Source organism: Chryseobacterium phocaeense (genome assembly GCF_900169075.1).
GTDB lineage: Bacteria > Bacteroidota > Bacteroidia > Flavobacteriales > Weeksellaceae > Chryseobacterium > Chryseobacterium phocaeense.
The window spans coordinates 1208595-1221965 of the sequence record NZ_LT827015.1; the positions used below are offsets into that span (position 1 = coordinate 1208595).

The window sequence follows — 13371 nt, forward strand, 5'->3', positions numbered from 1 at the left end:
ACATGAGACACTATAAATACTTTTTTTTACTGCTATTTTCCATTCATAATATCCACGCTCAGCTATCTCAGGGAGAAGGGAAAAGTTATGTAGGGAATATTAACGAAATGTTTTCGGCTGCGCCAACTTCCAATAACCTAATGAAGTTTGAAGAAGTTCCGGTTAGCCATTATACAGGGATTCCTGATATTAATATTCCATTAATTGCTATTCCGACTACTAATAAAAATGTTAAAATTGATGTACAATTAAGATACCATCCCCTGAATGCCAAGCCAGAGGATCGATCAGGAGAAACAGGCTTAGGCTGGAGTTTGATTGCAGGAGGAACAATAACCAGAACCGTAAGAGGTGGTGGGCCGGATGAGAAAACCAGAACTGTTGCTTTTTCTTCCCCGCCTAAGGTTAAATTTGGTATTTACAACCATTTTTACAACCCAACTTATAAAATAATCAATAATGATTTTACATTTAATTTTAATGACTATACATTTGATGCAGGAATAGGGAAATTTGATACGGAATATGATCTCTATCAGTATAATTTTTCAGGTTATTCAGGAAGATTTTATGTTGTTAAAAAACCAGATAATACATATGTAGTTGAAAAATTAGATAAAAACAATCTAAAAATATCATGCGGACAAATTGATTCATATGGTGCCATTCAATCATTTGTTATTGTGGATGATAAAGGAATAAAATACTTATTTGACGCTAAAGAAAAATCACAAAAAGACATCAGTACGGTGAAAATCGGGATAAGAACAGGGGTTGGTGATTTAATACCTACCGTGGATATCGGAGATTATTTCACATCATTTCATCTGGTAAAAATCAATGATCAGAATGATATGAATCTGGTAGAATTTAACTACGATATTTTATCATTCGTTAAGTTTAAAGAAACACCTACCATAACGAGAAGGCTTGCAAGCAATGTATACTATACTGACAATACAGGTCAAAACCAGAATACGGATGGAAGTCTTCCGGGTTCATTTGAAAGTCAGACGGTTTACAACACTTCTCAGACCAGATTGCTGACCAGCATTAATGTCGCCGGAAAAGGTATAATTAGTCTGAATTACGAGAAAGGCAGGCAGGATTCCAACTATTTAGAACCGGTTGAACTTTATAAATTGAAGTCGGTTCAGTCCAATATGATAGGACAAAATTCGTCTCAGTATGTCGAAAAATATGTTCTGGATTACGACTACTCCAATGTCAATTTTCAAGCATTAAACGGGGTGGAAGAACTTAAAAAAATGTTGCTTAAAAAAGTGACCAGAACTACATCTGGTAACCAAAATTCCGAATATCTGTTGGATTATAATACGAACTCGTCAGTTTTGAAAAAAGATGATTGGGGTTATTACATGATGGCAGGTGGTTTAAGCCTTAATCCTGTTATAACAACCGATGTTATCAAATCCATCACATATCCTACAAAAGGAAAAGTAGTTTTCAATTTTGATGAAAATGAATTCAGTTATAATCCCACAGAATACGAAACCATGATTCCGGTAACGGGATATAATACAACTAATGATTATGAATTTAGTATTAACTTTGGACAGTTCAGTAATCTTTATAAACAGGAATTTTTTTCTATTCAGTCTGCACAAACTGTTAATCTCAATCTTTTGCTGGGAAATTTGATTTATTATAACTGGAAATTTCAGATTTTCAAAAAAAATGCAGATAACACTTTTACGCCGGCAGTTTATACTTTCCAGTATTCTGCCCAGACCTGTAACAAGCCTCAGCCACCAGCATGTCCCAACCTGAATCCTAATCCAAACGGAGAGATTATCTCAGAATTTAATCCGGGTGTTTATTTAGAACCGGGAGTTTATTATGCCTCATTAAGCGGTGATTTTGGTTTTTCTACTCCAGGAAATACGTTTGATACTTTTGTTGCTCATACTTCTGAACCGTTATACGTTGACATGAAAGCTTACAAAGGAGGAGGAATAAGGATTAAGGATATAGCCTATTACGATAGTAATTCATCCAATGCATTTGCTAAGAAATATGTTTATGATTATAAAAATATTGATGATTCACAAAGAAGCAGCGGTGCTTTAGTATTTCCACGACCGCTTTTCAAATTATCAGAAAGCTATTCATTTCAAAATACAATTAACAATCCTACCATATTGTACAGTGCGCAGTTTGCTATCACAACAGACTATAATATCCTTCCGGTACAGAAAACCCAGGGTGGTGATGTTGGGTATAAGTATGTTACTGTTGAGCAGGTTGATGGAAATAATATTAAAAAAGGGAGAACTGAATATAAATTCAGATCGCCAATTGATTATCCGAATGAAGGAACTGTTATTGTCTCACTTCAACCTATTCCTATTCCTAATCAGGATTATCTGAGAGGCCAGCTTATAGCTGAGAAAAAATATGATTCTTCTAATCATCTGATCAGTGAAACTGTTAACACTTATATAAGTACATCATATGAGAAAAACGACGGGGTAAAACTGAAAGATATGTATGCAAATAATATGATAGCAGAAATGTTTTCTTATCAGGGATGTCAGGACCTTTTAAATCATGGCGCAGTGAGCTGTGCCCTGACAAGCCCGTATAAGAATTTTGAAAAATTTGGAATTACTTTACCTACACAGAAAGTTGAAACCTCCTATTTCTACCAAAATGGAGTACAGAGTTTAGTGTCTGCAACCACTAATACGGTTTATAACACCTTAGATTATCCTACGTCAGTCATACAAAGTTTTTCAGACGGAGTAAGTAATACGGTAAATTATCAATATGCACATGAAAAAAATAATACAAGATTGATCAATGCCAATATGATAGGCATTCCACTGGAAACGGAGAACAAAAAGAATAATAAGGTAATTAGTAAGGTAGGAAACGCTTTACAATGATATCAGCCATTATCTTCCTACTTCTTTGAGTTCAACTGATTTAACCGGTAGTCTTGCAACCGAAGTTACTTATGACCGATATGATAATAAGGGTAATTTACTACAGTATACAACAAAGGATGGGATTGCTGTATCGATCATATGGGGATATAATCAGACCCAGCCTATAGTCAAAATAGAAGGTGTTACTTATAATCAGGCTTTAGCCCTTCAGGGAGTAGCCAATCTTATTACTAAATCGAATGAGGATATTGATATCAGTACACAGGATACTTTCATCTCTGCATTGGATAGTTTCCGCACAAATAATAACAGATTTTCCATGACTACCTACACTTATGATCCTTTAATCGGGGTAACCAGCATTACTCCGCCGTCCGGGATCAGAGAGGTATATGTGTATGACACTGCCAATCGACTGAAAGAAGTAAAGCAGCTGGATAAAGATGCAGCAGGAAATCCGGTATACAAAATCGTTAAAGAATACAAATACAACTACAAAAACTAAACACAGATATGAAAAAACTCATCATCCCCATCGGACTGCTGCTGATAGCTCATTCAGCTCATGCCCAGCTTACCCAGGGAGAAAACTATATTCAGTCCAAAACTTACCTGGACTACAATGGAACAACGCCTACCAAAACCTCAGAAACCGTTCAGTACTTAGATGGATTAGGCAGACCCAAACAGGTTGTTAATGTGAAAGCCTCCCCCAAAGGAAGAGATGTCGTTAATCACATAGAATATGATGGATTCGGAAGACAGGTATTAGATTTTTTACCTGTTCCACAGGCAGGAACCATGAACGGAGGAATTGTACCTTCTTCACTGGCTAATGCCAATCAACCCGATATTTATGGCTCTGAGAAAATCTATGCAGAAAAAGTATTCGAAAACTCGCCTTTAGACAGAGTTTTAGAGCAGAAACAAGTGGGAAATGCATGGAACACTAAACCCGTCAAATTTAGCTACAATGCTGTTACCGTAGCAGACCGAGTTAAAAAGTTCACCACTGTGACCACCTGGGAAAACGGTGCCACCCAATCTGTTTTGGGTGAAAACTGGCTGTATACTGACGGGCAGCTTTATAAAAATTCTGTGAAAGATGAAGACGGTAATGAAACGGTAGAATTCAAAAATGGTCAGGGACAGCTTATCCTGGCCAGGAAAGTAATTGCTGCTGATGAATATGCAGATACTTATTATGTGTATAATGAATATAATCAGCTGGCGTTTGTTATTCCGCCATTAGCCAGTATCCGCGGTGATATTGCCACCAATACCTTAAAGCATGATGAACTGTGCTACCAATACCACTATGACGGCAGAAACCGCTTGGTAGAAAAGAAACTTCCGGGTAAAGGCTGGGAATCTATGGTGTATGACAAGCAGGACAGGCTGGTAGCAACCCAGGATGCCGAGCTGCGAAAAAAAGGCCAATGGATGTACACTAAATATGATCAGTTTTCAAGAGTGATCATGACCGGAATATCTCAGGCTATGGGAAGCTCTCAGGTGGTGGGAATCTCCCGGTTAGAAGAACAGAATTATGCAGACACCAAGGGCAGCAATAATGAGATCCGGCTACCTTCTGTTTCTGTGAACTACAGCGGAATGGACGTTTATTATTCTGTCAGCTCCGGTTATCCTCAATATGATAAAGTATATAATTTTCTGAGTCTTACTTATTATAATACCTATCCGGCGGGATCACCGGCCGTTCCATCCCAGATCCTGGGAACTGATGTTTTACAGGAAAATGCTCAAAATTCTACGATAAGTACAAAAGGGATGCTTACTGCCAGTTATGTAAAAAATACCGACGCCAGTGATTATGGATGGACCAGAAACTACACGTGGTATGATATCAAAGGTCGTGCGATAGGAACCCATTCCGTTAATCATTTGGGAGGTTATACCAAGACAGAATCTAAACTGGATTTTTCAGGAACTCCACAAACTGTTGTTACCAAACATAAAAGGCTGGATACAGAAACGGAAAGAGTAATTACTGAAAACTTTACTTATGATCATCAAAACAGGCTTCTTGTCCATAAACATAAAATAGACAGCAATCCTGAGGAAATTCTGGCTCAAAATACCTACAATGAACTTTCCCAGCTAGAATCCAAGAAAGTAGGTGGAATAACATTAGGGTCTGCACTTCAGACCGTAGATTACAAATACAATATCAGAGGCTGGATGACTCAGATTAATGATCCCGCTAATTTAGGAACAGATCTTTTCGGATATAAGATTAAGTATAATCAAGTAGAAGGATTGGAAAACCCCAACATTGATTATATGGATTTAAAAGTAAAACCGAAATACAATGGTAATATTGCAGAAATAGATTGGAAGACCTCAACTGCACCTAATGATAATCTTAGAAGGTATGGATATGTCTATGATAATTTAAACCGATTAACTGCAGGTTTTTATCAGCAGAATAATAACCCTTCTGCAAAGGAATACTTTGAGAAAATAAATTACGATCTTAATGGAAATATTTCAAGATTGCAAAGATCTGCCGGTTTATTGACAGGCAGTACTATTGCGCTCTTAATAGATAATCTCAAATATGATTATACTGGAAACAGGCTTACAAAAGTTACCGAAGAACAGATAGGAAACAACAGTGGGTATCCGTATTTTGCGAATCATAATAACATAACTTATGATGATAATGGAAATATGATCTCTCACAAGGATAAGGGAATTACTGATATACAGTATAACTTTCTGAATTTAGCTAACAAATTTAGTTACTCTTATGGTAATTATTCCTATAAATATAGAGCTGATGGAGTTAAGATAGAAAAAGAATCATATTTTATAATTCCGAACGAAACATACCGGGTTCATTATATTGATACATTTCAATATTCTGATTACAATGATAATAAAACTTTTGGTCTTGATTTTATTCCGACCTCAGAAGGTTATTTTAGTTTTAGAAATAATCAGTATATTTACAATTATACAGATCATTTAGGAAATGTAAGACTAAGCTATAATTTAAATAAGGAAACATCCCATTTAAATATTACGGAAGAAAATAATTATTATCCTTTTGGTTTAAAGCATGAAGGATATAACAATCTTACCGGAGGGCTTGTGCCATACCAATATAAGTACAACGGCAAAGAATTGCAGGAGACAGGAATGTATGATTATGGCGCAAGAATGTACATGCCGGATCTGGGAAGATGGAGTGTGGTGGATCCGCTGGCGGAGAAGATGACAAGACATAGCCCATATAATTATGCTTTTAATAATCCGATACGTTTTATTGATCCGGATGGTAGAATGGCTATAGAAAATGATGATGAGTTTAGAGTTGATCCAAGCGGTAAAATTACACAAGTTGAAAAAGCGGGAGAAGATGTCATCGTAATGGTGGATAAAAAAGGTAATGAAACAGGAGTAAGAGTAAATATTGGAGAAAACGCAGAATTAGCACAAGGTAATGGAAGAACACAAGCTCTAGTTGTTAACGATCAAGAAAAAGGGCACGAAGCATTCAAAGCTATAGCAGATCATTCTAAGGTTGAATATGCTAAGATAGAATATACTGATGCATCAGCAAATGAAAAGACAATGCTTTTTACAAACGGCGAAAGAAATGAAGTGCAGGCTTCTGATGTAGGAAAAGCTCTTGAAAATGCAGGTAATGTAGTAACTACTATTGATCATTCTCATAAGTTTGGACTACCAACACCATCTTCATATAACAGAAGTAGTCAGTTAGTTGAAACCTCTAAGGTAGGAGATGCAGCAGGTGCTACAAATTATCCTGTAAATTCACAAGGGCAGCCTATTAATAGACACGTATATGTTCCAAATTCAGGAGGAACGGCGTATAAATATGATAATGTCAAATATGAAAAAGTTGAAAATTACTAGATTAATAATAACTATACTTTTTTTTGTTTCTTGTTCATCTCAGGTTAAGCAGAATGAAGGTACAGAAATCTTTTCATTAATTAATAATTATAAATTTGAATTTGTTAATATGACAGGAGAACCCCCTTTTGCTGTTGTAATAAATAAACAAAATTCAAATGTTAAAATAATGGATATTTCTAAAAATTCAGCTTTAGAATATTTAAATAATGGTAAATTAAAAGAAAAGGTAGGATTATACTCTAATATTATATGTTTTTATGATAAAGATGTTTTAACTAGCAAGTCTTTGTTTAAAAATATTCCTAAAAGAATAAAAAATGATGCTAAAAAAGGAGTAATACTTTCTTTTGACAATAAAAAACTTGAAATACGACGAGATTTTATAGAATGGCAACCAGAATTAGAAATTATTTACTACGGAGATTTAAATAAAAAAAGTATAAATAAAAATCCTCATTTATCAAATTTAGAACCAGAAATATTAAAATAAAAAGAAATGCTATGCAAAGTCTCCCGACTGTGAGCTAATAAAAACAAACCCTCGTAACTTACGAGGGTTTTGTGTTAAAAAAGCTTTGTTTTATTAGTTTTAAAATTTGTTGCTACAGAATGCTTTTATAGTTTTTATAGAAAATAGCTATATTTAAATACAGAGACCATCTTGGAATGCCAAGTTAAGTCCCCAAAAAAAAGTAGGTCTTCATCATCATTTTGGTTTGAATGAAAATGAAAATAGTTAAAATCAACAAAAGATTTTTTAATCACTTTTCCGTATTGATAATCACAAATAGCCATAATAAATTAATATATGATAACAGAGATAGAACAACAAACAATGGACATCGATTGGTTTTTAACCGATGGTGAATATATTGGGTTTATGGCTTCTGGTGGTGGGAAGCTGCCCGGTTCAGTGGCTGAATCTGAAGAAAATCGTCAAGTATTAGCCCATTATTTTAGAAACTTGCCTGAAACATCAGAAGTAATAATCAATCCGGAATTAGATAATATATTGGGTTCGGAAGTTAATGATAGGTATTTAGAAGATTATGTATTGATGGCAAAAAAAGGTCTGTATTCTTTTGATAAAGCTTGCCCTGTTCAGTTTTTAGATTCTCGGTATCATTTAGTTGCTAGCCCAAAACATCCATTGAAATTGAAAAACTTGCCAAAAAATATATTGGAGATCATTGTTAAAACTCAGTACAGCAAAAAGCTTATGGAAATTCAGGGAATTAACATATCAGAAATTGATTACAACAAACAAATTGAATTTTAGATTTTGTACCACAGCTCCATCGTAGAATATACATAAATGATGAGTATTGAATTGCAAAAAGCCAAAGATTTAGTAGATAATGAACAATATGAACTAGCCATTATTTCTTTAGAAAATTTGAATGAATTATCTTGGAAGGAAGAGCAGTATAGGTTGCTGTTTTTAGCATATTCCTTGTATATGGTAAAAAAATATAATCTAGCCATTGATACAGCTGATAAATTATTACTTATGAACAACAATAATGAATATGCGTCTCAAATAAAATATTTATCTTGTTGTGGACTAGAAGATTATGATAATGCTTTGAATGAAATCATCAATTTTTTATCTTATAATGCAACTAATCTTTATAAAGTAACATTGGAAGAATTATTAACTGATATAAAAGAAGGGTTTATTAATGAAGAAACTACCGTTTATAAGATACAAGAGCTGGCATTAAGAAATAATGTTAGCCTTTAGAAATTGATAATACCAAAGTGCCAGGCTTACCTGCAGAACAATTAAAAGATAAAAAGGCTTTTTGAAGATTTTGAATTAATTAAGCGGATCATTATGAAAAACTACATCTTATTATTCATCTTATTTTCTTGTTGTGAGAATAGAACAAGAAACAAAAGCGAAATCGTTGGATCTGATAAAGAGATTGCACTTATTCTTGCTGAAAGAAAATGGAACGAAGTTTATGGTAAATCTCAAATTAGTGGGCAAAAACCATTCGTTGCGGAAAAGAAAAACGACAGTATCTGGATTGTGCATGGAACATTTCCTAAATCAGTAGCAATAGGAGGTGTTGCCTATGCTGAAATAAATGTAAAAACCAAAGAAGTGATTGAATATACGCATGGAAAATAGTTGTATGGCCTCTGCAAAAAAAAATTTAAAGTATTGACGATGATTTTGATAGTTAAAAGAACCTTTATATTAAACTTAAGAAAGAAAATAGTCATAGCCGGATCCATAAGTAATTGGGCTGAAAAGGGAATTGATCAATCTAATTTTATAGTGATCAATGATAATGTACAACTTCCTGTACAGGATATTAACGAGGTTCTTATCGGGAAGCAGTCTTATATAGCTTTTACTTTTGATTTAGATACCGTAAATGAAGATTTGATACAAGATATTCTTGAGCTTAATGAAGAACAGAAGTTGAGAATAGTATAATCAATTTAAAAAAATCATCATTCATTAATCTTGACATTAAATAATAGAAGCCTCCCGATGATTGAGAATCCTGGAATGAGGCAGCTGTTGATCAAAGAAACCCGTTAAATAAACAAAAAAAACCTCAGGACAAAATTCCGGAGGTTTTTGATATCAAAGATTAAAAATTCCGGAATAAATCACAAAAGCGAAGCTCCCTTCATATTCTTAAACTCTTATGTTCTTTTAATGGTTAAAAACTATTTTCCTTTCACAGCATTCATCTGATCTTTTATTCTTTCCTCAATCACTCTCCAGTCATAAAAATGGAAAACCCTTCCATTGCTCATTGCGGCAAATACACCATTTGGAAACTGAGGTCCCAGATTCACATTCGTTACCTCCGAGCCGTCGCTTTCACTGGTAGAAACCGGTATCTCTGCAATTTTTCCTTTCGCAGGATTTTCTCTGAGGTATACATTAAACGTATCTTTTTGCTGGTTTGAAACCAGAATATAGCCGGTCTGCGATGAAGTAGGATAGATAGAAATTCCTTCCACATCAGATTTAAAATCATCTTTACCGAAAACCAGAAGCTCCTCATTTCCTTTCGCCGGATCTGCATAATACTGATGCACCCCGAACTGCTCATCAGAATAATAAATATAACCCGCTTCATCATCTACTGCAATACTTTCAATCTCTTTCAGACCGCTGTATTTTCCGAACTTACGAACAACTTCACCGGTGATTTTTCCATCTTTCTCAGAAAGCTTATACTGCCACAGATAACCGTCAGCCGGGCCGGATTTCCTTCCCACGATGGCATGAATTTCCCCGCTTCCAGGATTTCTATACATGGAAATTCCCATCGGGCCGCGTTCCGTTTCACCGTCGAATACAGAAAATGAACCCACTTCTTTCAGGTCTGGAAGGCTGTAAAGCTTTACCATATTCGTTTCCCTTTCCGTAATGGCTGCAATGTCCGTTTTCTTTCCGTTCAGCATAAAGCCGTACTCCAGGTCTACATTGTTGGGGCGTTTCAGTCCTGTAACTTTGTTGACGATCTTTCCACTCAGGTCGAAGGCGTACAGACCTCCGTCCGTGTCTTTGTCAGTCCCGATAACGATGCTTTTTGAAGCATCTTCAGGATGGATCCAGATCGCAGGATCATCAGTGTCATGCATCACTGTTTCAGTAATGACGGTTGGCTTTAATGTTTTTCCTAAGTGTTGTGCCGTGCAGCTTACCACAAAAGGAAGCACTGCAGCGGTTATAATCAATGGTAATTTTTTCATGCGTTTAAAAATCAAATTTCAATCCCAGCGTAAATCTCGGTCTGTAATATTCCACCTGTGCGGTTCTGCTCTGAATACCCTGGTAATACCGTAACGGTTGGTTGGTTAAATTATTGGCTTCCGCAAAAACTCTCAGGTGGCTCGTAACCTTATACGAAGCATTCGCATCAAGGAAAACCTGTTTGTCGTAATAACGATCCTCAAACGAATTTCCACCCAGTTCATCAATATAATGAGACGCATAATTCATAGAAACCCTGGCCGAAAAACGTTTGTTTTCCCATGAAAGAGATCCGTTGAACATATGCGGAGCCGCTCCGGGAAGCCCTACATCCGTTCTTTCAACGCCATCCTCATTCGTAATTCCTTTCGCCTTTGATTTGGTGTAGGTATAATTCACATACACGCCAAGTCCTTTCCAGAAAGCCCCCGGAATAAAATCAAGCTTGCGTTGAAGGGCCACTTCAAAACCGTAAATATCTACATTATCGCCATTTCGCTGTTGCGTAAACTGCCAGTTGCTTTCTCCGGCCGGAATAGGATTGGACTGTCCCGCAAAATCATTGGCAAAATCTCCCGCTGTATAGCTTCTTCTAGAATAGGTATAAATAAAATCCTTAAGATTTTTATAAAAGACGCCTCCCGAAAGAATCCCCACGGATTTAAAATATTTCTCCGCCATAAAATCGAAATTATAAGCATAGGTTGCTTTCAAATCAGGATTTCCGGCCGCAATGGTTTCATCTGCTGAAATTACACTCAGGTATGGAACCAGTGAATAGTAATTCGGGCGGGCGAGAGCGGTTGTAAACGCAGCACGCAAAATAAGATCCTGTACCGGAACATATTTGAAGGATAGATTCGGTAAGATATTCGTATACGTATTCGTACGGTTCAGTTTTCCTGCAAGATCTTCCTCATCCAGCACATAATTTCCGGTATAATCTATTTTTGTAGTCTCAAAACGGGCTCCGACAATCATCGAGAATTTATCACTGAAATCCTGATCCCATCTCAGGTATCCGGCGTAGATATTCTCTTTAGCCGTATAGTTGCTGGAAAGAAACTCTTCCGGTTTCAATTCCCCGTTAAACAGATTAGGATTAAAAAGATCCAGATGTCCAAGATAAGAAGGATCCACAAAAGTTCCCGGAACGTAATTACCTGGCTGAAAATTATGACCGTCAAAATGAACCGTAGGAACGGACAGGAGGCTTCCCATATCATTCAATGGTTCAAAGGCATAATAATCATTATTCCGCTCTTTTTCCTTTAAACGGAGACGCAGACCCGCACGCAGCCTTCCTTTCTGATCCTCAATCACAGAAAACGGAAAACGGACATTCACTTTTGCCCCGAATTCTTTTTCCTGCGTAAAGCTGTTGGCATCCGAAAGATCACTTAATTCATAAACCCCTAAATTATCAGCAGACAGGGGAGTGATCATCGGTCTTCGCGGATCGCTGAGATCTGAAGAGAAATTCATTTCGCCGTTCTCAAACTCTATATAACGTTCATGCGGTTTCTTTTCACTGGCGGTGGCATAGTTCATAGACCAGTCAAGATCTATTTTGGAACCCAGGAGATGTTCTCCCCTTAAAGCATAGTTCTGTACCTTCTGACGTTCAAGACGCGTATTGTCATTATCTGAATCACCGCCTTTATTTTGTCTCGTGATGCTTCCTTTCCAGCCTGTGATTTCCGTTTCCTCATCATTGTAGACCGGTTTTATTTTGTAACCTAATGCAAACCTGTTTTCCTTATCCGTCCTGAAATTATACATGGCGGAAGCATAGATTTTGTTTTTTGAATTGAATTCATAATCCATATTCAGGTCAAAACTGTGGCGGATACGGTGCTCATTATAGTAACGGATGCCCATTTTGCTGATGTAAGCCGTTTGTGCAGCATCTTCTGCAAGGCTCCATATCGGTTCGATATTATCAGATCCGAAATTATTATTGTTGTAGGAAAAACTGAAGACAGCTCCTAATTTCTTGTTTAAAAAACGGTTTCCATATACAAATCCTGCGGTATAATTTCCTTTTTCACGGATCGGGTTAAAACCTCCCGCCAATGTGGCTGAAATTCGCTGTCCGTTCGGGGAAGCCCTGGTGATCAGGTTTACAGAACCACCGATGGCATCGGCATCCATATCTGGAGTAAGGGTTTTATTAACCTCAATTGTAGAGATCATGTCAGAAGGAATCAGGTCCATCTGTACATTCCGGTTATCGCCTTCCGCTGAAGGAATCCGGTCCCCGTTTAAGGTCACAGAATTAAGGTTGGGAGCCAGACCTCTGATAATCAGGTTTCTGGCTTCTCCCTGGTCGTTTTGTATCGTAATTCCCGGAACACGCTTTAAGGCATCCCCAATATTGGCATCCGGAAAACGCCCGATCTGGTCGGAGGAAATCACATTGGTAATATTGGCATTGCTTTTCTGTTTATTTAAGGCTCTTGCCTGGTTTTTCAGTGTAGATCCGCTGACAACCACTTCGGCAATGGCGGTTTCTTTTCGGATAAAAATAATATTCTGCCGGGTATTCTTGTCAGATTCTACGGTGACCTGGTATTCATTGGTTCCATAGCCCAGATAATCTACGGTCATGGTATAATTTCCCGGAGGAACATTCAGGAACACAAAATTTCCATGATCGTCCGAAGTAGTATAGATATTCCCCGGTGCAAGGCTGATCTTAGCGCCTGGCAGGGATAATCTGGAATCATCGTTTATATTTCCGGAAAGAGTACCGGTTTGTGCATAAAAGAATATGGAAGCACAAAATAAAACAGAGGTAAAAATTTTCTTCACTGTACAGTA

The 13371-nt window shown here is 36.7% G+C and carries 10 protein-coding genes; 8 read left to right on the forward strand and 2 right to left on the reverse strand.

Annotated elements, in window-relative coordinates; all coding sequences use genetic code 11:
* The first annotated feature begins 2 nt into the window (after positions 1–2).
* From B7E04_RS12070 to B7E04_RS12105, 8 genes are all read left to right on the forward strand, one after another.
* The gene (locus tag B7E04_RS12070; protein ID WP_080778886.1) at positions 3–2909 is read left to right on the forward strand and encodes a hypothetical protein; all 2907 of its coding nucleotides are present in this window, start codon (positions 3–5) and stop codon (positions 2907–2909) included.
* A gap of 25 nt (positions 2910–2934) precedes the next feature.
* Positions 2935–3417 carry a hypothetical protein gene (locus B7E04_RS12075; RefSeq protein ID WP_080778887.1) on the forward strand — a complete coding sequence of 161 codons (483 nt, stop codon included), beginning with the start codon at positions 2935–2937 and terminating at the stop codon, positions 3415–3417.
* A gap of 8 nt (positions 3418–3425) precedes the next feature.
* Positions 3426–6818, forward strand: coding sequence for a DUF6443 domain-containing protein (locus B7E04_RS12080; protein WP_080778888.1), 3393 nt, complete (start codon positions 3426–3428; stop codon positions 6816–6818).
* Positions 6796–7311 (forward strand): hypothetical protein, encoded by a 516-nt coding sequence (locus B7E04_RS12085; RefSeq protein WP_139785393.1) that lies wholly within the window; start codon positions 6796–6798, stop codon positions 7309–7311. The genes B7E04_RS12080 and B7E04_RS12085 overlap by 23 nt, the downstream gene beginning before the upstream one ends.
* 318 nt (positions 7312–7629) lie before the next feature.
* Positions 7630–8100 carry a hypothetical protein gene (locus tag B7E04_RS12090; protein ID WP_080778890.1) on the forward strand — a complete coding sequence of 157 codons (471 nt, stop codon included), beginning with the start codon at positions 7630–7632 and terminating at the stop codon, positions 8098–8100.
* A 36-nt stretch (positions 8101–8136) separates the two neighbouring features.
* On the forward strand, positions 8137–8565 hold the full coding sequence (locus tag B7E04_RS12095; RefSeq protein WP_080778891.1) for an outer membrane protein assembly factor BamD: 429 nt from the start codon (positions 8137–8139) through the stop codon (positions 8563–8565).
* Between the two features lie 93 nt (positions 8566–8658).
* Positions 8659–8958 carry an NTF2 fold immunity protein gene (locus B7E04_RS12100; protein ID WP_080778892.1) on the forward strand — a complete coding sequence of 100 codons (300 nt, stop codon included), beginning with the start codon at positions 8659–8661 and terminating at the stop codon, positions 8956–8958.
* Between the two features lie 39 nt (positions 8959–8997).
* Positions 8998–9270 carry a hypothetical protein gene (locus B7E04_RS12105; protein ID WP_080778893.1) on the forward strand — a complete coding sequence of 91 codons (273 nt, stop codon included), beginning with the start codon at positions 8998–9000 and terminating at the stop codon, positions 9268–9270.
* Positions 9271–9509: 239 nt separating this feature from the next.
* Here the strand turns inward: B7E04_RS12105 and B7E04_RS12110 are convergent, their stop codons facing one another.
* Together B7E04_RS12110 and B7E04_RS12115 are read right to left on the reverse strand one after the other, a co-directional pair.
* Positions 9510–10547, reverse strand: a complete 1038-nt coding sequence (locus B7E04_RS12110; RefSeq protein WP_080778894.1) for a phytase — start codon at positions 10545–10547, stop codon at positions 9510–9512.
* A gap of 4 nt (positions 10548–10551) precedes the next feature.
* Complete coding sequence (locus B7E04_RS12115; RefSeq protein WP_080778895.1) at positions 10552–13362, reverse strand: TonB-dependent receptor; 2811 nt, start codon at positions 13360–13362, stop codon at positions 10552–10554.
* Positions 13363–13371 lie beyond the last annotated feature (9 nt).